Below are 25532 nucleotides of genomic sequence, written 5' to 3' on the forward strand. Positions count from 1 at the left end.
CCCGCGATTTCGGATAGCAGCTTTAGGCTTGGTTGGCGTCGCGCTGGTTTGTCACCAGCGATCGCAGCATCGATAGCGGAATGGGCTTGGAGAACACATGGATGCGCTTGGGAAGACCACCAAGATCGGCGATCGCGTGCTTGTCAAGCGACGTCACGACCACAACTTGCGACGTGGCACCTTCTGGCCGGGCGTCGAGTGTCCGGCACAAACGAAAGCCGTCCATGCCCGGCATGACGAGGTCGAGGATGATCAGGTCGGGACTTGACCTGCCAATCTGGAGTAGCGCATCGTAGCCATTTCTTGCTTGGAGAATCTCGATTGGGGGCGCCAGGTTCGCTAGGGCGGCGGAGTATATCTCCAGCAGGTGTTCGTCGTCCTCTACCAAAAGGACGCGAAACACTCTTTTGTGGTGATCGGTGCTACGCCCGCTCGACTGATCCCGTTGGTCCGCCACCAGGCGGTCCACCACCTCGGCCGGTATGCGTCGATGACCACCGTCTGTTTTCCATGCCGGGAGGCGTCCGTTTGCAACCCAGAGTTGGATCGTGCGTAGCGAAACGCCAAGCTTCTCAGCAGTGGACTTGGTGGAGTAGTAGCGCGGATCGGTCATCTGGCTTGTGTCATGTGACGCAACCGTGGTGCGAGGAGTTGCGCTTGAATCCCATTATTCTATAGGAAGACGAGAAAACACAACTTCTTGCCAAGAATAAACGCAAATATGATAGTCCCTCGACAACCTGGCGATCGGTGTCAGGTTTTCTTCGGTGCACCCTACGTCGATAGCCTGGGCGACTGGCACGGTAAAGGCAAATCTGTGTGGAAACAGAACCTGGCAAATGAAGTGCTGTTGATATCTGTGCCGAAGCACCACCCTGCGAATCGCTCGGCGGTCTTGCTGCTTTGCTTCTTCGGTGCCTATGAAATTGCGCTTTTACCGGCCGGCTGCGACAGCAGCGGCAGGTTCCAGGAGCCGGCGGTTTTGGCCGGCGATCGCTCTATTCACTTGCCTCTGGGGCGCAGTTGCGTTGTGGCGCATTCTTGCAACCGTAGGTGACGGTGCTCGCGAATCCCTTTCCAATATCAGTCAGCGCTCGTTGACGATCATCGTGCTTTTCGGACTGATTTCCTTCCTCCTGATCGTGCGCTTGCACCTTACACAGGCTCGGACAATGTATGAACTCGCGGCTCTGGCCGAGCGGGAGGCGGTCATCAGCGACGGTCTGAGGAAAAAGAAGGAGCGGCTGCGCACGTTATTCCAAGCGATGCCCGACGGTGTCGCCGCACTTCGGCACGACGGGGTCGTTGATGAAGCCAACGATGCTTTGTGTGACATGCTGGGCGTATCGCTGAGCCAACTGCGCGGCGCCACACATCGCGCATTCGTCCAGTTGCTCTATCGCGGGCGACAGCCTTCGCGGCATGGCTGCAGCGCAGCCGAACTGCTCGCTGAGCTGGACCGCACCAGCGCCGCGACGGATTTTGCAGCGCTGATCGAGTTCGACGTGCCCGACTCGCCAGCCTACGAGGTTCGCCTGGTTCATGCAGCCGACGGAAATGGCACGGTGCTGGTGCTAAGAGACATGACCGATCGCATCCGGCACGAACGGATGAAATCCCATTTCGTGTCGACAGTCGCGCACGAACTCAAGTCACCCATGGCGAGCGTTGCGGGCTACGCCGAGTTGCTGGCGGAAAACACGGTCCCGCAGGAAAAGCGGCCACGCATCTACCAAGCGCTGCGCTGCCGCGCAGCGCAGATCAACGCAATACTCTCCGACCTGCTTGACCTGGCACGTATCGAAGCGCGTAGCACGGGACAAGCCGAGATGCAGGAAGTCGACATGATCTCGCTCGCCCATAGTGTGGTCGCCAACGCGTTCTCGGAAGAGCGGCGGATACGCATAGTGGCAGCGCGTGAGCCGGTCATCGCTATGGGCGATTGGCAACAGCTTGAACGCGCCATCCGCAATCTGATCGACAACGCCCTCAAGTATTCAGCACCGCAAAGCGCAGTCGAAGTCGTGATCGCCGCCGCTGACGCCGGCGACAAGGTCTCGATTTGCATCCTTGACGAGGGTATCGGCATGACGCAGGAAGAAGCACACATGGCGTTCAACTGTTTTTACCGAGCCGGCCGGCCTGGCGGGCCGAGTGGCACGGGTCTTGGGCTGACCATCGTGCGGCAGATCGTACTGCAGCACTGCGGCGAAATTGTGCTGGATACTGAGGCCGGGCGCGGTACGTCCGTCACCCTTTACCTACCAGCGGCAGCGTGAGAAGCGGGCGTGGCGAAGCATCGGTCTTGGCAAGGATGCTAAGGCGTACCTTAGCTGGCGGGTTCCGAGGCCATGGGGCACGGCTGTTGCGGACACTGCGCAAGTCTTCTGCGACGGATGTGCGCCGGGGCCTGCGAAATGGCGAGTTCATTCCGTACTATCAGCCGGTGATCGACCTTGAATTGGGGGCGTGCCTCGGCGTCGAAGTGCTGACCCGCTGGCAGCATCCGCGTCGCGGCCTGCTCGAGCCGGGCGCCTTCATCTCCGTTATCGAACAACGACGGATGGCGGTGGCGCTGACGCGAACCCTAATCCCACAAGTTGTGCGTGACCTGTCGCAACTGACGCTCCCGCCGACATTCCACGTGGCGTTCAACGTCACCGGCGAGCACTTCGCCGATCGTGCGTTCTGGGCCGACGACTCGCCTGTGTTCGACCTGCTAAGCGCCAACGTGACACCCCTACTCGAGATTAACCGAACGCAATGCGATTGTGCTGAGCGAGCCCCAGCGCAGCGAAGTCAAGCGTGCAAAGGCGCGGGGGCTGAAGCTGGCAATCGACGACTTCGGCACGGGGTACTGCAGTCTCGCGTATTTCAAGACGTTCGATCTCGATGTCATCAAGCTTGACCAGAGTTACGTCCAAGCCGGGTCAGGAGATAGAGTCAGTACCAAGGTCATTGACGTGATCGTCGAGTTCGCGAGGGCGTTGGACCTCACGGTAATAGCCGAGGGCGTGGAAACCGAGGACCAGCGGGCTCGGCTTATTACCAAGGGAATACGCCTTGCGCAAGGATATCTCTTCGGCCGGCCGATGGCGCTTTCGTCCTTGCGCCCCTGGCTAGGCGAGCGTGCGCACGGCGTGCCGGTATCAAAAGTCGGATACGGAACCACAAATGACTTTCGGGATTCCGCACCCTAATATGCAAAGGAAGCCTCATGGGCCCTCGACCTGCAACGGCGGCAATGGCCAATGAAGCAACATTCAACATCGCGAATTGAATGACCGCTTGCTGGGTGGAACCGACGCCTGAACGTCCAAAACAACGGTGCGTGTGAGTGACGCTTCTTGGCCGGGAAGGGACCTCGACGTGCGGCAATCCGGTCGTAACCGACGGTTGCGATTGGCGGCGCCGATGACCGATTCACTTTCGATCTGTAGAGCAGGTTTGAACGTGCCGGGGGACATGTTCGAGACCGTCGCCGACCGGGGCCAACCCGCTTTTGGCAGTGCGCCGTGTCGGACCATTTACCCGCTTACTGTGAGAATTCAGCCCAGTTGGTTCGGAACAGTGCTGCGTAACCCCTTGATTTATCTGTGATTGGCCCCATCAACTTTGAGACGGGACACCTGGCGCGGCAAGCGGGCGTCGAACCCGAAAATGCCGTGCAGATCAGTCTGAAACGGCGTGCAGTTGCGTTTTGGTGACCCTCTTCTACGCTCGACTCATTGCCCGGGCGCGCTCGCGTGCGCCGCCCCGAGCGTGGCATGCTTGCTTGTGCGACTTGATAATTTGGCAAGAGCAGTTTCAAGGAGTGACAAATGCCGAAGTATTCACCTCCGGAAAATCTTACGCCCGAACAATCGGAAGTCCTAGAAAAGGCTGCGTTTTTGATTATCAATGCGCGGAACGAAGCCGCCGCGATGCTAGCGCAAGCGGGGGTACCTGATGACGGGTTCGGGTTCGGGACACCGTGTCATGCACACATAGAGGGCTCCGGCGATTGCCCATGTAGAAAGTACACGGGCGATGGTGGGCCCTGTTTGACGCGGATCACCGTCGATCCGATCGCCACGCCCATCCCCTTGCGGAGTTGCGGCCATCCACCTTCAAAGCATTTCTCCACGTAGCATGAACAGGTAGACGGAGAGGCAAGGTGGCGACCGCTTTAACGTCAGCTCTGGGTCAGGGCGGGCATATAAGTCAGCAGTGGGGTCAAACCTCACGGCCTTTCGAAACACGGCGGCTGGAGGCCTTTAGCGTCAAGCTGAATCGCAGGCTACGGCTCTACTCCTACCCGACGCTTGACCACTGGCAAACGCTGGAAGCCGATCCCGCGGTGACCGCTTTTTGCGAGCGGCCGACCACGACCTACATCGAGCTTGGGGGGGACGACGGTTGGCCGATTTCTGGGTTCGGTATGTCAGTCAGCGGCAGAGAGGAACTGCTCGTCCGTGACGCGGGAGAGCCCAGATCAATGCGCGCCTACTGGACAATCTGTTTTGTTGCGCGGAATGCGGAAGACCATATGGGGGCCCGAGTCCCTTCCATTTCGCGCAAGCCTGCCTGGACGGAGCGGCAGCGTGTGACGATTGAGAGGCTCTATTTTCCGCTTGACCTACGCCCGAGTCGCCGGCCGGTAATTCGTGGTGGCAAATTCGCTTCTCCGAGCGGTCGCGTAGCCGTAACACATTGCTGCGGTACGGCTGCCGACCAGTCTACGCTTACCCGCGCGTGATCCCCCGAGTTACGACCAGGATCAGCGCGGCCCCCACGGTGGCCGTGATCAGCGAGCCGATCCACCCCTTGCCGACGTGGATGCCCAGCTTAGCCGCGAGCCAATGGGCGAGGAAGGCGCCTGCCACGCCCAGGACAATGTCCATCAGCAGGCCTAAGCCGCGGCCCTTCATCAGCACACCCGCCAGCCAGCCGGCAATGCCGCCGATCACGAGCAAGACAATTAAGCTTTCTTTGGTAGCCATGTATCCGTCGTTAGAGTTGAGGTTACTTGGCCGCACCGACGGTTGCACCAGCGCGGCTGCCGCGAAGCATAGCGGATTTCGTAATGCGGCCGGTCACGATCCGCGCGTGTTGGAATGATTTCCACGCGGACGCCGTTGCCGAAGCCCTAACAGGGGCAGCCTACGCCGACCCTCGACGAGCTTCAGCCGATGCTGCTCACCCAGCGAACGCCCTGCCTCGGGCCGGCAACTGGATCTACGAGGTGAAGCACGATGGGATCCGGATGATGGCCGCCACCGGCCCGGTAAGAATGAAGACGAAGGGCGGCGCCGACGCGACGACCTGGTTTCCCGAGGTGGCGCAGGTCCTGGCCAGCCTGCCCCCGCAAACCATTCTCGACGGCGAAGTGGTCGTGCAAGACGACATTGGCCGCAGCGATTTCGACAGACTGATGACCAGCGCGCGGCGGCGCCGTTGGTATGCAGGCGCGGATTCCGTCATCTAATGTGTGTTCGACCGGTGGTTCTGCATGGCAAGGACAGACGGGCCGAGCCGCCCGCATCGACAGGGAGGAACTGCTCCTCGTTGATCCTGCGCCCTTTGGACGCTGTAACGGCGGGCGGGCCGCCGACTCCACCCAAAAAAAGAACGCCTGCCTCGCCAGGTGGGGAGACAGGCTCCGCGTATCAAGTGCGCGTCAGTTGCCGGTCGCGAAAAATGTCTGAGGCACGGCTACGATCGTAGCCCCGCTCGCACTATCAAGCAGCTCGAGGCTTTGCACCAGAGCCAACGGCGGTGGATTGGACGACGCCGGCGGCCCGGAGATGAGCCGCAGCACCGGCCGGGTCATGAAGCGGCTGCCGGCGCCGCCGGTGCGTTGAAATCAATCGTCGCAGATGTCCCGGGCGTCAGCGACCCGAGCTCGGTGCGCGCCGTTGGCATCGACGGCGGCTACTTCTTGCCCCGCGGCTTGCCGCCCTTGGCCTTGCTGAAGTGCTTGCAGTTCGGGCTGAACCAGGCGAGGCCGACGGGACGACCCTTCACCAGATCGAGCGGGTCAACGTCCCAGGCGCCTCACAGTGGTGCTCGGTCTGCGGGTGGTTCATAGCGTGCATGGCCACGGCCTCAGGGTCGTGGTTGATGGCAATGTCGACGTGTCGGCCGAGCGCCAGTTCGATGCCGCAGCTGGCGCCGACGCCGCCGATGATGATCTCGGGAGCGATGTCGAGCAGAAACTGGTCGCGGATCATGCTGCGACCTCGCGCAGTGGGACACGATTTCTTACAACTGGGGGAGGTGGCCGTCGGTATCCTTGCGGCAAATTAGCCAACGGCAAACGCAGGTCACCATGAAACCCCTTCTTGTGCTCACCGTGGCCACGGCAGCACTTCTCACCGGCTGCGCCGTCGCTCCCTACGATGACGGCTACTACCACGGCGGTTATTCGCGCCCCATCTACGGCGGCGGTTACTCCGATTGGGACGGCGGCAGGTACTACGGCGGCAACCGAAAGTGGGGCGGTGACTGGGATCGAGGCTGGGACCGGGACGAGAAGCGAAACAGGGGTCGTGATTGGAACGACCGTGACAACCGCGGCTGGAACCGTAGTGGAGATCAAGGCGAAAACCGCGGCGAGAAGCGCGGATGGAATCGCGGCGATGAACGAGCGGAGAATCGCGGCCGGGACCGACGAGGCGAGCGTGGCGAGGACCGGGGAAATGGCCGTGGCGGTAACCGCGGTGAAGACCGCGGGCGGAATCGTGATGCCGACGGTGGCAACGGTCGCGGCGGAGACCGTAACAAGGATTGACGCGCCAGCCCGTGACTTTACGGCGCTACAAAAATGACTTGGTCCGATGCCAGTCAGGCGTTCAACGGAGTTTGTCATCACTGAGGGACTCCTCTGCTTGCTGCTTCATCCAGCGGTAGTTGGAATGGGTGCCGAGGGCGACTGCGCCGAGGAAGGCGAGCGCCATGACGACTAGGTAGACCAGGCTGACCACCGTCAGTCCTCTCGGCCGGGGTAGTAGGTGTCGAAGTCTTCGGCGCAGTCGCCGTCGATGATGAGCTTGGTGCCGGCCGCATACATCTGAAACGGGCTTCGCTCGAAGCCATAGATTGGGCCGATGAAGAGAGTCTTGTCGGCCTCCTGGCCATCGATGCGAAGCCCGAAGATCTTGCCGTCGCTTTCACACACCGCGAATCGGATTTCGCACGAGTACTCGCTCTTGCCTTCATCCTTGTCGAGCCCGATCCACCGGCTGGCGTAGCGCGACTCCTCGATGTGCAGGGTGATCTGGTCGGAGCCTCCACACTCGCAGCCGTCTGGCTTGTTGCGCTCGATAAAGTCATTGATGAGCTCCGATAGCTTGATCTCGGCCGGTGCGGGCTCGAGGAGTTTCGACATCTGCTTCTCGACGTGCTTCGCCAGCACGTTGCCCACATGCGAGTCCACGTGGGCACGCACGATCTTCATGATCAGACCGTTGTAGCCCGGAAGGCCGAGCTGAGAGGCCAAGCTCCTCGGCAAACTCGAGGAATTCATCGTCTACCTGAACAACAACCGGCACTTCATCGTGAACTACGGTGACCGCTATCGGTATGGGGAGCCCATTGCATCAGGGTTCGTCGAGTCGGCCGTCAATCAGGTGGTCAGCAAGCAATTCGTCAAACGGCAACAGATGGCCTGGCGGCCTTGGCACGCGCACAATCTTCTACAAATCCGAACGGCCGTGCTCAATAACCAGCTCCGGTCGTACGTTGAACGATGGTATCCCTCCATCGCCGGTGAAGAAGACCACCACATTGCCGCTTAGTCGGCCTCCGGTTTGGCGCGGTCCCCCTTCTGAGCCTTTGTCAGTTCGGGCTACAACTGCGCCCAGGCACGTCAAGTTGACAATGCCCGCCAGGGAATCACCGGCGTAACGGCGCCGGCGAATCTTCGGCATAAAGGCGTCAGCAAATCACCGCCGTAATGGAGCCACTGCCTGGCGCGGGCTCGAACGTTCATTGACCGCTACGCTTCCGGCGTTCAGCCTGAAGGGAACCTCCAGGTTGCGATATAGGCCGAGTTTGCTCGAATAACTTCCCTCGAGTTGCAGTTATACAGGTGCCGGCACGCAGTGGCGGACGCCCCGGGCAGAATCTACATGAACTGGGTGGCAGCCGCGCGGCGGGTGCGTCGCGGCGCGGGAAGACACGGTTCACCTGGTGGCGCTGTTCGGTCATCCCTGCTGCGTTGCTGCGTGCACGTCCGCGGCGAGGTCGTGCATTACGCCGGCTACCTCCGTAGCCTGCATCCCGGGCTGGAGGAGGAGGTGGACCTCGCGGGGTTCGCGGCTGGCCAGCAGGTCTGGATCGACGCCAGCCAGGCGCCTGTCTACCCGAGCCACGAAGTCGTGCGGCGGGCGCGCTCCCGATTGAATGAGGACCGCTACCGCCTGCTGACCAACAATTGCGAGCATTTCAGTGCCTGGTGCCTGTGCGGCGAGAGCCGCAGCAAACAGGTACAGGCCTGGCTTGCCCAACCGCGATCGGCGCTGCTGGGTGCTGTCAGGCTCTGTAAGGCATTTCAGCAATGCGGGCCCTCGGCATCACGTCCCGGTGCTGCGCTTGTGCATCCCGGCTGGCAGCTCTCTTTATGATTCCTGACGGAGACCCATCATGAGTCACCATCTTCCGATTAAGCCCGCCCGGCGGCCACGCCCGCGCCTTGCAAGCCGCCTTCTCATGCTGGCGGCAGTTGCCTTGGCAGCCGGCTGCGCGAGCCCGGCATGGCAAGCTGTGGCGCCAGGCGCCAGCGAGGAAGAGCTTCAGGCCCGGCTGGGTGCGCCGCGCGAGATTTTTCAATTTCCCGATGGCTTCCGGCGCTGGCTCTATCCCGCGCCCGGCGAGACCAGATGGGCCGCCGACATCGGTCCCGACGGGCGGGTCGTCGGCGTCCGGCAGATGCTGAGCGCGGAGGAGTTCGGCCGGGCCAGGATCGGCGAATGGACCACGCGCGATGTCCTGACTCGCTTCGGGAAGCCTGCTGAGATAAGTCGCTTTCCGCGCATGCACCGCGAGGTCTGGGGCTACCGGTTCGCACAAGACGGCCTGGAGTACGCGACGATGAATTTCTGTTTCGATCCTGCTGGTGTCCTGCGCCTCACCCAGGTGATTCCGGATTTTCTGATGGAGTCATAGACCATGCCAACGCGCGCCATGGGCTCGTCCTGGCGCCGTACTCCGCCGCCCCGTATACCGCCTGGCGCCGAGATTTATTCCCGGAACGAACTCCGAAAAAATTTCGCGGCGTCGGGAATAAATCGCGGTGTCAGGCGGTTTTACATGGGCCTGGGACAGGAGAGCACCGTGATCGCAACCGACAAGTCCAGCCGCTTCGCGAAAGTGGCGTTGCCGCATCTAGACGCGGCCTATAACCTCGCGCGCTGGCTGAGCGGCAGTGCAAGCGATGCGGACGATATCGTGCAGGATGCCTACCTGCGTGCGTTCCGGTTCTTTGACGGCTTTCACGGCGACAATGCGCGCGCGTGGCTGCTGGCCATCGTCAGGAACACGTGGTTCAGCGAATGGCGCAGGCGGCGCGATGCAGCGGATAACACGCCGTACGACGAAGCGCTGCATGGCGACGAGCGATTGCCGGGGTGGATCGACGATATCGGCAGCAATCCCGAAACGCTAGCGGTGCGCCACGACGATGTGGAACTGGTCCACCGCGCGCTCGAACGGTTGCCGGTCGTCTATCGCGAAGTGCTTGTCCTGCGCGAGCTCGAAGACATGAGCTATCGCGATATCGCCCTGGTTGCCGACATTCCGATCGGCACCGTGATGTCGCGCCTGGCGCGCGCACGTCACCTGCTCTGCGCGGCGGTGCGCGCCGAGCAGGCGAGGGTGCGCGGCGGCATTGACGGCATCGCGCGCCGGCAGGTGCCGGTGCGGGGTCATTCGACGGGAGCGAATCATGAATGATGATGCGATGGAAAACTCGCTGCACGGCATGCTGCATGACGGATCGCTCTATCACCGTGCGCCGGCGCATCTGCCTGCGCGCGTGCTGGCAAGGCTGCCGCGCGAACCGCGTCCCCGCATGGCCCGCTTCGCATGGCCCATGCTTTCCTCCAGCGGCGTGCTGGCCTGGGCCGGTGGCGGCCTTGCCGGGGTGGCGGCCTCGGCGCTGGTGTTCGGCGCGCTCATCCTGGTGCGGCCGCCGCAGGCCGATGCACTGGGTCAGGCGATCGTATCGAGCCACGTGCGCGCACTGCTGTCGCAGCATCCGATCGATGTGGTATCTACCGATCAGCACACAGTCAAGCCGTGGTTCAACGGCCGGCTCGACTATGCGCCGCCGGTCACTGACCTTGCGCCGAAGGGCTTTCCGCTGGCTGGCGGCCGGGTGGACTATATCGACCGCCGCACCGTTGGTGTACTGATCTACCGCTACCAGAACCATCCGATCGATCTCTACATCCTGCCGGCGACGAACGGCGCATCGGCAGCGGCAAGCTTTTCCACTGACGGATACGCGATTGCCCGCTGGCACCAGGACGGCATGAACTTCTGGGCCATCACCGATGCGGAGCCCGCGCACCTGCATGCCTTTGTACAAGCGCTGCGAGCCACGCAAGGCGAGCAGGAATAAACCGCGCGCCGCCAGCGTTTTACTGATGCACGGCGCACCTGTTCCGAGGGAATCCTGGATCGCCACGGAGACAGAGCGTCGTGCAGCACCTAGGCACAGTCTCCGTGGCGACACGCTCTGTGCCTCGGACCCTGGACTTACCGCATCTGGAGATTGTCATGAAATTCCTGATTCCGCTGGCTGCCGCTGCGCTGGCATCCTTCGCAGGCCAATCCTATGCCTTCGCTGGTCGCACCGACAATACCTGCGCCGACTGCAATACCCACGTTGCCGGGCCTCGCGATCCGTTTACCAATGGCGCGAAGACAGGCAAATTCGATGTCTTCACGGACGGCGAGAGGGTCACGGACCCGCGCGATCCGTTCACCGACGGCACTCACGCCTGAAATGCTGCTTTTGTGCCGCCGCCGCACGGTAACCGCTGTCGTGGGATCCTGTGCGGCGTGCCGAACGGTCACGTTCTTCCACAACGGCGGCCTGTACCTGGGCGGCGGATTGCGCACGGAGCGCACCGTGGCGGAGCGATTGAAGTCATCGGGGACGAAGCTATGCGTGCACGAGGACGTGCCCAGATTGCGGCGTCCCTGAGGAGGCATCAACCTGCGCCGCGCTTTCCACCTTCCGATTGCACACTTACACCCTTCGGCTGCGACCAAGTGCAACAAGGACACCGGACCTACTGTTGCAGCAACGCACTGCATAGCCCAACCCTCAGAGACCATCTTTCCAGGCCCCCTGCTGAAGTACCACCCTGTAGCCGTCCGGATCCTCGAAAGTGAGCCCCTCCCGGTCCCAGTAAGGGTTGCGCGACGGCACGGCCTCGAAGCCCGCTTGCCGCATGCGCTCGACTGCCGCCTGCCACGCCCCGTGGTCTGGAATATAAAACACGACAAGGTTGTCCTGCGTCGGCGCCCGCCCTGCGCGGTGACCCCGGTGGTGTGTGAATTCAAAGTGATAGGGGCCCTGAGGGACGCCAAGCATGAGTCCGTCGAAGCCCTCATGTTCTTCGAACTCCCCGATGACATGCAGACCCAGGCCGTCGCGATAAAACGGCAAGAGCGCCTTGATGTTGTCTGTTGGCCTGGCAACCCGCAACTTGGAGGTGGGTATGGTCATGTTATTCCTAGTTTAGCTGGCAGCACGTCCGCGCGGTCACGGTCAGCGGCGCCACGGGCGGCCGTGCCGAAGAGGGTGTAGTCAGGCCCGAGGCATCTGCGCCGCCTTGGACAGCACGCGGACAGTCACCGGGTCATCGCGGCCTCGCAGGCGTGCGGAAAGCTGCGGCAGGTCGGCGGCCAAAACGCCGGCATGCTGGAAGACCTGTTCTGAGACAATCGCCTCGCAAGCGAGCTCTTTTGTCAACTGCTCAAGTCTCGAGGCCACGTTCAACGGGTCACCAATCGCAGTGAACGCGACATGCTCGCGAAAACCAATCTGTCCCATTACCGCCCGGCCGCAGTGCAATCCAATGCCAAACCGGATCCTGGTCTGCAGCTGCTGCTCGAGCACATCGTTGAGTTCGTCAATGCTGGCTGCCACCAGCGGCACCGCGCTTAGCGCCTGACGACAAGCGGCGGACGGCTCGCCGCTTAAGCCAAAGATCGCGAGCACTGCGTCCCCCAGGAACTGGTTTGGCACGCCGCCCGCATGGACTACTGCGGAGCAGACCGCACTCAAGAAGCGACTGACCACGAATAGGCTGTCGAACGGTAGTTGTGCCGCCGCAAGCTTTGTGGAATCCCGCATATCCACGAACATGAACGCCGCGAATTGCTCATGCGGCATGACGTCCCACTGGCGCCGTTGCAAGAAGGCTGTGGATGCAGCCGGTGGCACCAGTGGCCACACGGAGAGGTCGTGGGTCGGCCGCAACTGGCAGGCGAGGCGCACTGTCTGCGAATCCGCTCCCAGCCGCTCCAGAACGCGCCGCTCTGCCTCGGCCGGCGCGGGCAGCGGCACATCGCTGAGCACGCGTACCCGGCACAACGTGCATCGGGCGCGGCCGCCGCAGGTGCTGGCATGGGGAACGCCGGCCATGCGGCTGGCCTCGAGAACCGAAAATCCGAGCGGCGCGAATACCTTTCGTCCGTCCGGATACAGCACGCAGACGCGCCCAACTCGGCGCTCCCGCACCGTGCGCACCAGCCGCGCTGCGAGCACCAGCAGCAGAGCACCACCAGCGAAGAGCAAAAAGTCGTTGCGCAGCTCGATGAGCCAGAGATTTTGCAGATCTGTTCCGATGATCGTCGGCCGGGTCGCCGCTGCGCGCCAGACAGGATCCTGTGCAAGCGCCATCACTTCCCGTCCGCCCTGCAAGAAGCCTAGCAGCGCGAGCACCGGGAGCAGCACGGCGATGGTCAGCAGCACGCTCCGCCACGCCGCAAACCATGGCTTCAACCGCAACCAGAACCAGATGCCGTAACACCCGTGCAGCCAGGCGACCACCAACAGCATCAGCTGCACACGACCGAAGAACGGTGAGGTGATCCAGAACGAGTACAGCAACTGTGCGTAACCCTTGTTCAGGCCGAACGCGGCAAAGGCGACCCGCGTATTGACAACATGGTTGGCTAGCAGCGGCGGTATGCACAAGCCCAGGACGAGCTGCGCCACCTCACCTGGCGTCCAGTTCAGCGAGCGCCGTTCGTATAGAGCCCACAGACCCAGGAAGAAATGCGTCACCAGCGCGCTGTACAGCACGGCCGTTCCGAGCCATCCCTGCCAGATGAACTTCTGCACAAGCAGATCACGCTCCAGCCATGCGAGCGAGATATTCCCCAGCGAGTGATTCAGGAGGTGCGTCCCTACGTAAGTGAACAACACCAATCCGGTGGCCAGCCGGACCGTTCGGACACCCGCCGGCCGCAATCGTTGAAGATAGGGAAAGCGCGACATGCTCGACTCTCCAGGCTCTCGATGCGCCAGTCTTGATTACCCATCGCTACAAGCTGCACCCGATCAACATCTATGTTTGACCGAGCCACTACGCGTGCACCGTGCTTCACCTATACGGGCAGCGAGTTATCACCTCGGCCACCAGAGTGCCGCAGGAATGAATTACTGGGCAATTACCAATGCCGGCGAAGCTGAACTGCACGGCTTCATAACGGACCTGCGTGCGCATCCTGCTTCCTGGCCGACGCTGTGCGGTGCTTACGGTGGAATAAAACGGATGGCCTGACAGTCTAGCACTTGAACCCAATCGAGAGGCCCGTCGGATAGTCTGTCGATCTACCTCTCTAACCTTAATCGTGAGGGCATTATGTCATTAGATCTTCCATCCGATCCGTCGCGCCGCAGCGCGTTGAAGTGTCTCGCCTTCGGTGGTGCGGGGACCGTCTTTGTCTTGGCCGGCGGTGTTTTCGCGCCGGTGGAATTGGCCCTTGCCGCCTCAGGGAAGGACCCTTCAGTTGCCGCTGGGGTCCCCCTTTTCCTGCAGATCAGCGACACCCATATTGGCTTCAACAAGGAAGCCAATCCCGACGTCGCGGGCACGCTCAAGCAAACCATCGACTACGTCAACGCCATGCCGATCAAGCCGGCGCTGACGATTCACACGGGCGACATTACGCATCTTTCCAAGGCGGAAGAGTTCGATAACGCGGCCCAATTGATGTCGGGCCTGAATATCACCGAGTTGCATACCGTACCTGGTGAGCATGATGTGACCGATGGGCCTGGGACGGAATACTTCAACCGTTTTGGTCAAGCCTCTGGCAATAGGGGCTACTACAGCTTCGACCACAGCGGCGTCCACTTTGTCGGCTTGGTCAACGTGATGCATTTCAAGCCGAACGGTTTGGGAGGCTTGGGCGATGACCAACTCGCCTGGCTGAAAGCCGATCTGAAGAATCGCTCATCCAGCACGCCGATCGTCGTCTTCGCGCACATGCCAATGTGGACGATCTACCAACCGTGGGGCTGGGGCACCGGCGATGCCGGCGAGGCAATGAGCTATCTGAAGCGCTTCGGTTCGGTCACGGTCTTAAACGGCCATATTCACCAGATTGTGTCGAAGGTGGAAGGCAATATCACTTTCCATACGGCGCGCTCGACGGCCTATCCGCAACCGACGGCCGGCAAAGGTCCCGGACCCATGCCGCTGACGGTGCCGAGCGATCAGCTTCCCCGGATGCTTGGCGTGACCAGCATCAAGATCATGCGCCACCCGCTGACAGCGACGCTTGCCGACACGACGCTCGCCTGAAGTTCCACACACTGCTCACCAACCAGGACCCATATCATGCTAACGACTATCTTTCGCCGCGCCTACGTCGTCCCTCTCGGGGTCGGGATGCTCATGGCAGCATCGGCTTTCGAGTTCTCCGTCGCGCAAGCGCAGGAGACCAATGTCGTCGTTGTGAAGAATTTCATGTTCTCGCCAATGTCGCTAGCGATCAAAGCTGGCTCGACCGTGACCTGGAAAAATCTCGATGGCGAACCGCACACAATTGTCAACGACGCCGGTCTGTTCCACTCCAGCGCGCTCGATCAGAACGACACGTACAAGTTCAAATTCGATAAACCGGGTGTCTACAAGATCTTCTGTGGGATACACCCGCATATGAAGGCGACAATCAGCGTCCAGTAGGTGGCTCTACGGGTGGCGCCGCACATGACTTCCCCTCCTGTTTAGATTGATGGGTGCGATCTCAATCTTGTCACTCGTTGGCAGGCGACTTCAACGTTGACGCGGGACGGGGAAGTCCTTCATATTTGAAAAACTCGCGTATCGCGGGGTCCGCTGCCGACAATCTGTAGTGGTCAAGTTATTTCCAAGCTCCATCGACCAGCAAACCTCGCCGACCGATAATCCTTGGTCTCGCACCATCCTTACCACTTCCAGCTTGAAGCTGGCGTCAAATTGTCGGCGCCTTCTTGTCATCTATCTTTCTTCCTCGTCGATACCGGATTGTCCTCCTATCGATCTGTCCGAGGAAATTAGACCACCACAACGTTCCCAAATTCCGGGACGTCAGCCTTTGCTTCGCGTACGCAGCACCGTGTGGTGTGCTGAGACAACCTCTAACCCGACCGCGGCGCAAGGTGGCAAGACGCACGTGCAAATGCGCGAAGAGCAGATGGAAGCCGAAAAGGCGTGCCGGGTCCTGATCAGCGAAGCAACCTGTCCGGATGACTTACCGCGTACCCAGCAGTATTGGCAGAACCGCTGTCGGGACGCGGGAGGCTATCAAGGGTGCGCATCGGGAATAAGACGGACGTTGCTGTGGTTTGACTAGTGTACGCCGGACGGTTGACAAGGATCGAAGAGATCCCTGCAACTCGTGCGACGCGACGTACCAACAAAGCGCCACACTTACGAAGCAGGACTTTGGATTGCTGATTGAACTGCATTGGAGATTGTCATAAAACATCTCAGTTTGATTGCTGCCGCTACCCTCGCACTGGGGGCTGCGCACGAGTATGCCGCAGACATGGACGTCGCTGCCGGACCCGACGAAAACGGCACCACACTGTCGCAGGCGGCCCCAGCCGCAGGGCAGGCCGCGATGCCGACGACGGTCCGCCCGGCTCCGATGGGCAAGACCCGCGAAGAGGTTCGTCAAGAGCTGATCCGCGCACAGAAGGATGGCACGATGGAGCGCTTGAACGCGCTATATGGCGGAGGCTGAACTGGTGCTCGACATGAGCCGCACGCGCGTGCGGCGGACACACACGCGGCTTCCGGCGATGTGGACACGATCGAAAATGTATATTTGATCCGGTTGCTCCGGATCTTCTGCGGCTCTGCCTCGTTACGCCGACGCTCTGCCCCACCGTGGGAGAGGGAATATTCCTGGTGGTCCGCTGGTACTGCACATGACAGGCAGGAGGGCGCGATAATCGGAGACCACAAGTCTCGCCTGGGAAGACGATTCTTTCCGGCCCATGGCGTCCGGGCGACGTCGACGTACTTGTCGATCGAGCTGCGGATGGCATTGAACGGACATATTCCCGCCCCCAAAGGCCGAGTCAAAGCCGAATGGAGAGATCATGAACAAACTGTGCCCTTTGAAGACTCTGCTAATCGCGGGTACTTTTGCCGCTGCTTTGGCGGCTGGTCTCGCCCACGCCGCGGAGCCCAAAGACAGCACGCATCCAGGCGACAAATATGGCTACGACTCTCACGTAGCCGTGCCGAATGCCTTTGTGGACGGCACACGCAGCGACAAATCTGACCCATATGCCGACGGCGTACGGATCGTCGCGGGGCGCGACCTCACCGGAGTATCGGCATCCCCCGATCACGGGCTGAGCTTTGGCGCTGAGGCTGCTCCCAGCAAGCAGGCTGGCCCATCTGCAGAATCAGTGCGCACTCTTTCCGGCTGGGATCGAACCGGTCCGTCGGCGCCGCCCGAACACAGCATCGAGAAGTCGATCGCGTAGCGATGCCAGGCGATGAGAGGAGTAGGGGAAAGTTCGATGTCTTCAGCGAGGGCAAGAACGCTTGACGATTATTTCGGACGGAGTCGAGGTGAGAGGATTTTCATAACTCTCGTTTTCGACCTGGAAGAATCTGAATTGGAGTGCAAGATGAACTTGCGAGATAGCGTGTTTGTCCTAGTAGGCTGGGTAGGCTTATGTTTGGTAAGTGCAACCCTTGCAACCGTAGCTGCGCGAATACTTATCATCTGGGATGGTGCCAGGCCCCATCGCGCCTCAATGGTCCGCGAGTATCTGGATTCCCTTGAGGGACATATCCACATGACCTTCCTGCCGCCGTACTGTCCCGAGCTCAACCCCGTTGAATACCTGTGGGCATGGCTCAAGCGTCATGCAATTGCGAACTTCTGCCCCGACAACCTCAATGAATTGCAAACGACCGCTCGCAACAAACTCAAGAGCGCTCAGCACCGGCCTTCGATCATCGCCGCGTGCTGGGTTCAGGCAACGTTGTGGTGATGTCATGATTGGAAAGATCAATAGTAGAACCACGCGTCTCATCGTGGCTTAGAAGGCGATTGCTGTCATCGCTTTGAAGGGCGCTTCCGCGCACATTTGCGGTCGCGTTCCCCAACGGACCAAGGAAGACTACTACTGGCCGGCAACTGCCGTTGCACTGCCGCCATCCAAGACGGGACGTCCAGCCAAGCCTTAGGCCGACGCGTCAAAGAAATTTCGCACCCGGGGCTGTGCGTCGAGGTCGACCATGGGTGCTTCCCGCATGGCGCATTGGACTATGCCAATCCGTCATGCGGAAATTGGTATCGCGGAATCTCCTGCGAGCAGTAGCTGTGGCAACTGCGTGAAAGACCAACCGCGAGGCGTTCGATCGAATACCCATACCATGTCATACCGGTCATCCGGCCAATGCGCAGGTACCGCGGGAGCATCGGGAAGACATCCCACGAGAGACGGCAGAACCTTATGCTCCCAGGCAATCAGAACGACGCCCGGCTGTGCCAGTACCTCTGTCATCAGAGCCTCACGATCGTCCTTCAAATGGCTGTCGACGTAATGGACCGGCGAGGTTTCCTTCAGCAGGGCAACCAATGGCGCAACGGTCTGCATGGATCTCTTGCTCTTGCTGCCTGGTCCGCTCCCCGTCGCGAACACTGCAGCAGGCTTCCGTTGCGCCGAAGACGCCCCATCCTTCGGGCAAAAGAACCGGGCCAACGCACCCGCGCGCTGCCACCCGCGGACGGTCAGGCTCTCCGGGTCCACCGCGCCATTGGCTTCGATCCCGGGACCAGCATCATCACCAACCGGCTTTTCCGCGTGCCTGATAATCATGATCCGGTCGGGTGTCATGCCTCACTCCCATGGCGGTCGGACGCGTTACGATGACCGCCGCAATTTTCTTTCATCGGCCGAACTTCCTTGAGATCTTCCGCTATGCTGCGCGTGGCCTCTAATCCCAGTTGGATGATGATCTCCATGCTGATCCCCTACGCCTCTGTGATAGGTCAGGGGTGAAGGCGAAGGTATCGGACAGTGTCCTACAGACAGATTGCGCCAGGCAGCCGATGAGCGGCGCCTTAGCCAGGGATATCGCGCGGGTCGTTGCCCAAAGAATTGCGCGCGCGGATCTGTCCGTCACGGCCGTGGATGAACAACTCGACCTTCTTCTGCTTGGCTCTTTTGGTGCCGGCCGCGATGGCCTCTGCTTGCGTGTCGAATGTCTCCCGGCCGTGTCCGCCCTCGGCTTCAACGGTCCAGCGGTCATTGGCCGGTACCACGTGGATGTTATAGGCTGGCACGGCAGTCTCTTTGAAGTTGGTAAAGTCTCTGCGCCCGGGGGGCTATCGGTATCAGTCGCGGTCCGGAAAAAAAACCGGGTCCATGGCGTGCGCCAGTGGCGCCGACAAGGAGCGGCGACCGGCGTTCGGCTGGCTCGCTGGAGGTCCCGCGTGGCGCCGAAACTACCTACTGGTAGCCAAGTGATCCTCGGCCCGCAGCAGCTTTTCGCGGCGATCCCGCTCTTGCATTTGACTAGCAATGCAAGCTATTGGGCATTTCACCAACTCGCGGTAAAACAGATATGCGAATGTGAAAATTACTCGCGCTTCGTATAGCGTGCGACTAGCTAAGCGGCCAGCCCAACTGCAAGCGTCGCCCTCCGGGGTGCACTTCAGCTTACGGGCTACGGCGGTGTACGGAGACAGCCGCGCTGGACTGCAAGTTAGCCGGCAAGCCTCTCGGCACTCTTGTTGCCTGGGTTTACTGCTATGACTTTCCCTGGGATATCTCAGACGCCATTGTCTTGGCCAGCTCGAGATGATGCTCGAGCGTGGACAAGGTCTTCTTGGCGAATTCTTTGATGTCGCCATCCTTTGCCTCGGCGGAGGCCTTGCGGAAAAGCGCCACCGCGTCGGTGTGCGCTTTCACGCCCACTTCATTCGCGTACTGCTTGTCGAAGCTGGCGCCGTTGAGCGCGCCCAGTCCCTCCAGCGTCTTCTGGTCCGACCCGCTGGGTGTCGTCGGAAGCTGCACGCCCTTGGTCGAGGCGACGCGCTTCAGCTCAGCCGCGGCGGCGCGATGGTCCTGCAGCATCTGGCTGGCAAAAGCCTTGACGGCAGAACTGCCGGCCTTGGCCTGCGCCATGTTGCTCGCCTCGATTTCCATCTGTCCTGCCTCCGCGGCCTTGTTCATGAATTCGACATCGCTGGCGGCTGGCGCGGCAAGGGCGCCATGCGTGGCGATCAAGAGCATTACGGCCAACGCGCCGGCGGCATGTTTGAACGACGGAGGTTTCATGGTTGTCTCCCGTTCGAAGCGATAGTGGGACGCTGTGCGGCGTTGCAACTTTCATGCCGCTGCAGTGGCGGTTCACCATGGCCCTTAGCGGCCATACATGTTGGAGACACTGCCCCTACATGAAATTGGCGGGCAAGTCGCGGGGGCGGTCCTCACCTTGCACGCGCCGAGCCGGATCGGGGAGCGCCTGAGCGCCTTGCAGAACTATGACGCGGGAGACTCCGAGGCCATGCAGGGTGACTCGCCGGAGATCGAGCGCCTCAAGCAGCGTGCTGCGCGAATGGCCGTGGTGGATGCGCCGCTACTCATCACGGCGAGACCGGCACGGGCAAGCGCCACCGGGGCGATCCGATCGATAGCATCATCGCGTCGATCAACCCGCTCCTGCGTGGTTGGTTCGGCTATTTCCGTCATATCCCACCGATACACCTTCTCGTCTGTCGACGGCTTTGTGCGTCGCCGTCGGCGAGCGATCTCCTCAGGCCCCATGCGTCGCCGGCTCCGCCTAGGCTCAGTTGCCGATCCCATGCAACGGTATCCATGGCCACTTGGGCGCCATGCGAAACTCTCACTCCCGCCCGCTTCGAAGGCCGTCTCTAACAACCTGACCCGGCGCACCGATTCAATGCCCATAGAATCCACTGCTCGTGGAGCGGTTTAGCTCAAAGACCTTTTTTGCGCAGCGAAGACGGGGCGTGCACTGCGCGCCCTTGCCGACCATTGCGCGGTCTCCGCTGCGCAAAAAAACCTCTGCCTTACCGACCGGAATCAGGCAGGGGTCTCGTCGTCTTGCTGCGCTGCAAAAGCGTATGGGAGAGTCTCATGCATGGGTGCCACCCCGCACACGGCGTTCGGCTTTCTCGGTGGCAGCGCCAAGGAAGATTGGGCAGCTCTGATGCGTCTCTTTGCTGGCGTAACCGGTGTCGTTAATGCACTGCGGTCGTCTGGGGGCCTGCGGCTCCGGCGTGCACCTTGAGGAAATCGGCCTGCAGCTGTGACGAAACCTTCACTCGCAGTGACATTATGTGTCACAATCGCTTCGCTCCTCAGGTTCTGCCAGACACCTCAATACATTGCCGCTGCTGGCAACTCCCCCGCGCCTCGCGATCTCGTCCTTCCGAGCCCCTTTGCAGCCGTGCAGTCTGACGTAACATGAAAGTACTGGCCGGCAAGCCTGCAACACGACGGCCCCCCGCATCCAACAGGCCCTACGCGCCGTAACCAACTCGAGAGCGATCGCATTGCGATTGCTGTCGCCGATTGGAGCGAGCCTGTCATGAATGCGAAAGCTCAAGGCTGTCTGCAAGCCGGTTCACTGGGCTTCGGTGAGTCCGTCATCATGGGCGTCGCGGGCACTGCGCCCGCCTACAGTATCGAGATCGCTACGTCCACGGTCATTGCGACATCCGGAATCTTCTCGCCGGCAAGCATCTTGGTGTGCGGGCTGATCATGTTCGGCATTGCGTTTGCGTTCATTAACCTCAATAAAGCCATCGCAAACGCGGGAACTTCCTATGCGTGGGTGAGCACTATTTTCGGCAGAACGTTGGGCTTCTTCGCGGGATGGGCGCTTCTCGTCCTTTGCTGCATCTTCATGGTTTCGGCGATGATCCCCGCTGCAAACGCTACCCTGCTCATCTTCAAGCCAGAACTGATGAACAATGTGCACTACGTGACAATCATTGCAGCGCTCTGGCTTACGGCGGTCAGTGCAATCGTAGTAAAGGGCATCAAGCTTACCAGCTATGCGCAGGTGGTCATGACGACCATCGAAGGGCTTATCCTTCTTACGATCCTCATAGCCGGTTTCATTGTATTCCCGCATGCACCTGAGCGTGTGTTCTCGTGGAATTGGTTCTCCCCTTTCAATTTTTCGCCAAGATTTTTTGCCAACGGGGCGCTGGTAGCGATATTTTTTTATTACGGATGGGATGTAACGATGAACCTAAGCGAAGAAACGAAGGATCCAAATCGCATCCCGGGGAGGGGCGCGTTCTGGGCGATGATCTTCCTTATTTTCTTCTTCACGATTTTTATCGTGATCACGCTCCTTGGCCTTTCCGGCGCAGAGATCAAGCACTACAACACCAATATAATTTTTGCGATCGCGGAGAAGCTTTTCGGTGCAACGTGGGGGTATGTTGCAATCATTGCGGTGCTGCTCAGCACGGTTGGAACCGTTGAAACTCAGATGCTCCAGTTTACGCGCACGCTCTTCGCCAAGGCGCGCGACGGAGCTATTCATCCGCGATACTCGAAGCTTCACCATAAATGGCGGACGCCGCACGTTGCGATCCTCTTTATCTGGATCACCGGCCTTGTTTTACTCTTTTTTTCATCTTATCTCCCGACGATCAACGTTATCTTGCAAGACTCGATCACGGCGATTGGCTTCCAAATCTGTTTCTACCTTGGGCTCACTGCGCTGGCCTGCGGATGGTACTACCGGGATATGCTCCGAAGCACGGTATGGAGCGCGATCACCCATGTAATCTGGCCGACGTTGAGCGGGCTCTTTCTCTTCTTTATTGCGATTTACAGCATCCCAACGTTTGACATGATCACTAACATTGTCGGTATCGGCGGAATTGTCATCGGTGTGGTGCCGCTCATCATTAATCGCAAAAATATTTGGAGTGCTAAAGAGCCGCTAACAGATCCGCTCAGCAGAACTGGAGCAGATGACCATGCAAGCAAGGAGGATTTAATCGAATAAAATAGATTAGGCGCTCAGATTGAATGGCCTTGGGGAAATTGCTATGACTAATTCCGGGTGACTCATGCAGTTGCGTTGAGGCGCGACGTGCTGTGGACGATGGCTGTGGCGTAGTCTCCGCTTTGGTGCATGGATGTTCGGCCTCCCTCGCGGAGACTCAGATGCATCGCACTCGCGGATGCGAAAGTTATCACTGTGTGTTCCTTCATTACTAATACGGCGACCGACAACCCGGCCCACGCCGAGCACGCAAACATCGCAGCTTGTGTCGCGATCCTGCGGCGGCCGGCTTAGTTCGTTGCCAGCAGCCCAATATGAAGTGCTCACATCACCATGGCCGGCCATGCGCGTTCTCCTAATGGCTCTCCCGTCAAGTCTCAGCGAAAACCATGCCTAGACAGCCAAAGGTCTCCGCAGATCTCATTTAAATTTAGGCAAAAGAGGGAGGGCCATGTCCTGACCTCGCGATCATGGCGGCGCTGGCTCCGCCAGGCGTCGGCGCCCGAGCGGATCAGGCCTCAGGCCAAGATACGCCCTTATGCTCTGCAGAGCATAAGCGCCTATCTTGGTCGCAGGCCGAATTTAGCCGTTTCGTTCAAGCTGCCCGATATCGGTGGTCGCACACTGGCGTCTCGTTTCTAACAGAAAGGAGCATGGCCATGAATACCACTACCCAATCCACATGCAAGTGCACTGCTTGCCCCGGCGCCGGCTGCGTCTGCGGTTGCCAGAAAACTGCCGAGCATAATGCATGCACCTGCGGGCCGCAGTGCCAGTGCGGAACTGGATGCGCCTGCGGGCCGCAATGCCAGGCTGGAAGCGCCCCTGCAAAGAGCTGATTCACGAACCGACGCCGCGGGACCGGACCATGGAGTGTGGCCGGCCCTGCTGCATTTTCATCATTCCCGATTTTGCGAAGAAATTCCAATATCAAGGAGCAACCGCCATGCTGCGAAAACTTGCTCTCATACTCTCATTCATTGGACTCGCGTCCTTGGTTGCCTGCATGCCGCCGCCATCGGGCTGAACCTCTCGCTAGACCGGCACCGCTGACCGATGCGATCGCCATCAACAAGATGCATGCGTGGGAGATCCAGGTGCGCTCGCCTTCAGGCGAAGCGGTATCGGGCGCCCACATCAGCATTGATGGCGGCATGCCCTAACACGGCCACGGCTTCCCGACCCAACCCACGGTCACGCGTGAACTCGGCGACGGCCGTTACCTGCTCGAAGGCATGAAATTCAGCATGCCGGGCTTGTGGGAAATCAAGCTCAAGATCGACGCCGCGTCCGGGACGGACGAGGTCACGTTCAATACGATCGTCGCTTCCCGCGCTGCGCTGCCGGGTTGTGGGTGCGGTGGTACAGCGCTAAACCGGTGCTGCCATGAAATCTGGAGCGCTTTGGGTGGCCTGCCTGCTGGGCGGCGAGCTGCTCGCTGCCCATGCCGTCGCCGGCCCGTTCGGTGAAAAGGCCGTCGACGGCTGGAACGTGATGCCGGGGAACACGCGGGTGTTTTAGGTCCACAGGTTGAAGTCGGACGCCTGAGCTCGGGTATTCCTTCGAACTGTCGGCCAGGCACTGGGGATGATCGGCCTGTCGCTGAAGCAGCGCGCGGAAATCGCCAAACAGCCTCCAAGAAATCCCGGCGCGGTTCAGCTAGTATGGGTGAGTACCCTTGCTGAAGACAAGTGCTATGCCAAACACTGTGCGCGCACGGCGTTCAAGCCAGCGCTTGTTCCTGGGTCACCTTTGTGAGGAGAGATAGCCATGAAAGGATCATCCATCAAGGTGGGGGTCATCACAGACCAGACCGGTCCGCTCTCGTTCATGGGTATCGCCAATGCCAACGTCGCGAGGATGGTGATCGATGACATCAATGCAAAGGGTGGCTTGCTCAGGCGACAGGTCGAGTTATTCCTCGAAGACAGTGAAACCACAGATAGCGTGGCGGAGGCCAAAGCGACCAAGCTGGTGCAGCAGGATCAAGTTGATGTAATCTTCGGCGGCATTTATAGTTCCACGAGGCAGGCCATCAAAGGTCCGGCCGTAGTGCATGGCAAGAAGCTCTACATTTACCCAGAGCAATACGAAGGGCAGGAATGTGACCCGCTCATCTTCTGTACCGGCCCGGTGCCTGCACAACAGGTCGAACCTCTCATTCCGTGGCTGATGCAGGAAACGGGGGCGAAAAAATTCTATTTGCCGTCGGGCGACTATATCTGGCCGCATACGATGAACAGGAAGGTCCGTCAGGTGGTCACGGCTAATGGTGGCGAGATAGTCGGAGAGGAATACTTTCCCCTCGATCACGCCGACTATGGCGGGACCATTGACAAGATCATGTCCAGTGGCGCGCAGGTGGTATTCAATACGATCGTTCCGCCCGGGCTCACGCCATTCCTCGCTCAGCTTCATGACTCCGGCTTCACGAAGCGAGGCGGACGCATCGTCTGCACGTACTTCGACGAGAACTTCCTGAACCTGGTGCCAGCCGCACATGTGGAAGGCCTGTACAGTTGCCTCGACTACTACCGCAACGTCAGCGATTCGTTCAGCAAGAACCTGGTCGAGCATTACGACACGCTCTATCCGGGCAGTGCCAAGTTCACGGCTGGCAGTGCGTGTTCCGGGATGTACCGAGGTCTGAGGCTCTGGGAGGCTGCCGTGAAAGAGGCCGGCTCGCTAAAGCAAGACGATGTCATCAAGGCACTGGACCACGCGAGGATTGCCGAGGGACCGGGTGGTCCGGCCGAGATGGTGCCGGGCCAGCATCACGTCCGGATGAACATGTACCTTGCCCAGGCGCATGACGGTAATTTCAGGATCGTCCAGAGCCTCGGGGTCATCGATCCGAAAGAGTGCGTGCAGGGTGCTGGATAAGCCAATCCAGGGGATCGGGCCGCACGGAGGCACGCACAGCCGTCAGATCGCCTGAACATAACGCCCGATCACAGAAAAATGGATGCTCGGATGTACGTTGGAGGGGAAGGGATCTTAGCGGCCTGCCGGATC

Annotated in this window: 28 protein-coding genes and 4 pseudogenes; 21 read left to right on the forward strand and 11 right to left on the reverse strand. The window is 60.2% G+C overall.

What is annotated here, in order from left to right:
• Positions 1-22: 22 nt before the first annotated feature.
• Positions 23-613 (reverse strand): response regulator, encoded by a 591-nt coding sequence (locus K307_RS02820; RefSeq protein WP_022535862.1) that lies wholly within the window; start codon positions 611-613, stop codon positions 23-25.
• A 415-nt stretch (positions 614-1028) separates the two neighbouring features.
• Between K307_RS02820 and K307_RS02825 the strand changes: the two genes are divergently transcribed.
• From K307_RS02825 to K307_RS50840, 4 genes and pseudogenes are all read left to right on the forward strand, one after another.
• Positions 1029-2279, forward strand: coding sequence for a PAS domain-containing sensor histidine kinase (locus K307_RS02825; RefSeq protein WP_196251509.1), 1251 nt, complete (start codon positions 1029-1031; stop codon positions 2277-2279).
• 35 nt (positions 2280-2314) lie between these two features.
• Positions 2315-2629: pseudogene (locus tag K307_RS50245) on the forward strand (EAL domain-containing protein); the annotation flags it as partial.
• Positions 2630-2771: 142 nt separating this feature from the next.
• On the forward strand, positions 2772-3200 hold the full coding sequence (locus K307_RS50250) for an EAL domain-containing protein (protein ID WP_051974599.1): 429 nt from the start codon (positions 2772-2774) through the stop codon (positions 3198-3200).
• Positions 3201-3821: 621 nt separating this feature from the next.
• Positions 3822-4130, forward strand: coding sequence for a DUF6422 family protein (locus K307_RS50840; protein ID WP_419187099.1), 309 nt, complete (start codon positions 3822-3824; stop codon positions 4128-4130).
• Between the two features lie 594 nt (positions 4131-4724).
• On the opposite strand, the gene K307_RS02835 is transcribed toward K307_RS50840, so the two are convergent.
• Entirely contained in the window at positions 4725-4982 is a 258-nt protein-coding gene (locus K307_RS02835; RefSeq protein ID WP_042876178.1) for a GlsB/YeaQ/YmgE family stress response membrane protein, read from the reverse strand.
• Positions 4983-5065: 83 nt separating this feature from the next.
• Here K307_RS02835 and K307_RS47335 point away from each other — a divergent pair, with 83 nt between their 5' ends.
• Positions 5066-5467, forward strand: coding sequence for a hypothetical protein (locus K307_RS47335; RefSeq protein ID WP_155301041.1), 402 nt, complete (start codon positions 5066-5068; stop codon positions 5465-5467).
• Positions 5468-5916: 449 nt separating this feature from the next.
• Here the strand turns inward: K307_RS47335 and K307_RS02845 are convergent.
• Positions 5917-6212: pseudogene (locus K307_RS02845) on the reverse strand (DNA cytosine methyltransferase); the annotation flags it as partial.
• Between the two features lie 98 nt (positions 6213-6310).
• On the opposite strand from K307_RS02845, the gene K307_RS02850 reads away from it, so the two are divergent.
• Positions 6311-6772, forward strand: coding sequence for a hypothetical protein (locus K307_RS02850; RefSeq protein ID WP_155301042.1), 462 nt, complete (start codon positions 6311-6313; stop codon positions 6770-6772).
• Positions 6773-6833: 61 nt separating this feature from the next.
• Here K307_RS02850 and K307_RS50255 read toward each other — a convergent pair whose 3' ends face one another.
• Positions 6834-6965: a hypothetical protein gene (locus K307_RS50255; RefSeq protein ID WP_268989165.1), complete on the reverse strand. Its 132-nt coding sequence runs from the start codon at positions 6963-6965 to the stop codon at positions 6834-6836.
• Positions 6966-6967: 2 nt separating this feature from the next.
• A complete protein-coding gene (locus K307_RS02855; protein WP_051974601.1) occupies positions 6968-7480 on the reverse strand; it encodes a hypothetical protein in 513 nt (170 codons plus the stop codon).
• Here K307_RS02855 and K307_RS47340 point away from each other — a divergent pair.
• The 6 genes and pseudogenes from K307_RS47340 to K307_RS02880 form a co-directional block, all read left to right on the forward strand.
• Positions 7473-7778 (forward strand): annotated as a pseudogene (locus K307_RS47340) (ISKra4 family transposase); the annotation flags it as partial. The gene K307_RS02855 and the pseudogene K307_RS47340 sit on opposite strands and share 8 nt — an antisense overlap.
• Positions 7779-8111: 333 nt before the next feature.
• Positions 8112-8606: a lecithin retinol acyltransferase family protein gene (locus K307_RS45310; RefSeq protein ID WP_080745097.1), complete on the forward strand. Its 495-nt coding sequence runs from the start codon at positions 8112-8114 to the stop codon at positions 8604-8606.
• 19 nt (positions 8607-8625) lie between these two features.
• Positions 8626-9147 carry a hypothetical protein gene (locus K307_RS02865; RefSeq protein WP_042876183.1) on the forward strand — a complete coding sequence of 174 codons (522 nt, stop codon included), beginning with the start codon at positions 8626-8628 and terminating at the stop codon, positions 9145-9147.
• A 168-nt stretch (positions 9148-9315) separates the two neighbouring features.
• Positions 9316-9933, forward strand: coding sequence for an RNA polymerase sigma factor (locus tag K307_RS02870; RefSeq protein ID WP_042881166.1), 618 nt, complete (start codon positions 9316-9318; stop codon positions 9931-9933).
• Positions 9926-10603, forward strand: a complete 678-nt coding sequence (locus K307_RS02875; RefSeq protein WP_155301043.1) for an anti-sigma factor family protein — start codon at positions 9926-9928, stop codon at positions 10601-10603. The genes K307_RS02870 and K307_RS02875 overlap by 8 nt, the downstream gene beginning before the upstream one ends.
• A gap of 158 nt (positions 10604-10761) precedes the next feature.
• Positions 10762-10989 (forward strand): hypothetical protein, encoded by a 228-nt coding sequence (locus K307_RS02880; protein WP_042876186.1) that lies wholly within the window; start codon positions 10762-10764, stop codon positions 10987-10989.
• A gap of 325 nt (positions 10990-11314) precedes the next feature.
• On the opposite strand, the gene K307_RS02885 is transcribed toward K307_RS02880, so the two are convergent.
• Together K307_RS02885 and K307_RS02890 are read right to left on the reverse strand one after the other, a co-directional pair.
• Entirely contained in the window at positions 11315-11719 is a 405-nt protein-coding gene (locus tag K307_RS02885; protein ID WP_042876188.1) for a VOC family protein, read from the reverse strand.
• Positions 11720-11800: 81 nt separating this feature from the next.
• Positions 11801-13498 carry an adenylate/guanylate cyclase domain-containing protein gene (locus K307_RS02890; protein ID WP_042876190.1) on the reverse strand — a complete coding sequence of 566 codons (1698 nt, stop codon included), beginning with the start codon at positions 13496-13498 and terminating at the stop codon, positions 11801-11803.
• Positions 13499-13865: 367 nt separating this feature from the next.
• Between K307_RS02890 and K307_RS02895 the strand changes: the two genes are divergently transcribed.
• From K307_RS02895 to K307_RS02910, 5 genes are all read left to right on the forward strand, one after another.
• Entirely contained in the window at positions 13866-14810 is a 945-nt protein-coding gene (locus K307_RS02895; protein WP_042876192.1) for a metallophosphoesterase family protein, read from the forward strand.
• A gap of 93 nt (positions 14811-14903) precedes the next feature.
• Positions 14904-15194: a cupredoxin domain-containing protein gene (locus K307_RS02900; RefSeq protein ID WP_419187136.1), complete on the forward strand. Its 291-nt coding sequence runs from the start codon at positions 14904-14906 to the stop codon at positions 15192-15194.
• Positions 15195-15957: 763 nt separating this feature from the next.
• On the forward strand, positions 15958-16236 hold the full coding sequence (locus K307_RS48950; protein ID WP_042876196.1) for a DUF4148 domain-containing protein: 279 nt from the start codon (positions 15958-15960) through the stop codon (positions 16234-16236).
• A 361-nt stretch (positions 16237-16597) separates the two neighbouring features.
• Positions 16598-16990 (forward strand): copper resistance protein CopQ, encoded by a 393-nt coding sequence (locus K307_RS47345; protein WP_155301044.1) that lies wholly within the window; start codon positions 16598-16600, stop codon positions 16988-16990.
• A 147-nt stretch (positions 16991-17137) separates the two neighbouring features.
• Complete coding sequence (locus tag K307_RS02910) at positions 17138-17506, forward strand: transposase (RefSeq protein WP_268989166.1); 369 nt, start codon at positions 17138-17140, stop codon at positions 17504-17506.
• 288 nt (positions 17507-17794) lie between these two features.
• Here K307_RS02910 and K307_RS02915 read toward each other — a convergent pair whose 3' ends face one another.
• From K307_RS02915 to K307_RS02925, 4 genes are all read right to left on the reverse strand, one after another.
• Complete coding sequence (locus tag K307_RS02915) at positions 17795-18355, reverse strand: histidine phosphatase family protein (protein WP_042876198.1); 561 nt, start codon at positions 18353-18355, stop codon at positions 17795-17797.
• Complete coding sequence (locus tag K307_RS50260; RefSeq protein WP_268989167.1) at positions 18352-18483, reverse strand: hypothetical protein; 132 nt, start codon at positions 18481-18483, stop codon at positions 18352-18354. Before K307_RS50260 ends, K307_RS02915 begins: the two co-directional genes overlap by 4 nt.
• Before the next feature lie 99 nt (positions 18484-18582).
• Positions 18583-18804: a DUF2188 domain-containing protein gene (locus tag K307_RS02920; RefSeq protein WP_042876200.1), complete on the reverse strand. Its 222-nt coding sequence runs from the start codon at positions 18802-18804 to the stop codon at positions 18583-18585.
• A gap of 466 nt (positions 18805-19270) precedes the next feature.
• On the reverse strand, positions 19271-19801 hold the full coding sequence (locus K307_RS02925) for a DUF4142 domain-containing protein (RefSeq protein WP_042876202.1): 531 nt from the start codon (positions 19799-19801) through the stop codon (positions 19271-19273).
• Positions 19802-20140: 339 nt separating this feature from the next.
• Here K307_RS02925 and K307_RS50845 point away from each other — a divergent pair.
• From K307_RS50845 to K307_RS02935, 4 genes and pseudogenes are all read left to right on the forward strand, one after another.
• Positions 20141-20401: pseudogene (locus K307_RS50845) on the forward strand (group II intron maturase-specific domain-containing protein); the annotation flags it as partial.
• 676 nt (positions 20402-21077) lie between these two features.
• Positions 21078-22517: an APC family permease gene (locus K307_RS02930; RefSeq protein WP_080744849.1), complete on the forward strand. Its 1440-nt coding sequence runs from the start codon at positions 21078-21080 to the stop codon at positions 22515-22517.
• Between the two features lie 1386 nt (positions 22518-23903).
• Positions 23904-24038 (forward strand): hypothetical protein, encoded by a 135-nt coding sequence (locus tag K307_RS50265; RefSeq protein ID WP_268989168.1) that lies wholly within the window; start codon positions 23904-23906, stop codon positions 24036-24038.
• Between the two features lie 249 nt (positions 24039-24287).
• Entirely contained in the window at positions 24288-25400 is a 1113-nt protein-coding gene (locus tag K307_RS02935) for a substrate-binding protein (RefSeq protein WP_042876204.1), read from the forward strand.
• The last annotated feature ends 132 nt before the right edge of the window (positions 25401-25532 follow it).

This window comes from Cupriavidus necator A5-1 (assembly GCF_000744095.1).
Lineage (GTDB): Bacteria > Pseudomonadota > Gammaproteobacteria > Burkholderiales > Burkholderiaceae > Cupriavidus > Cupriavidus necator_A.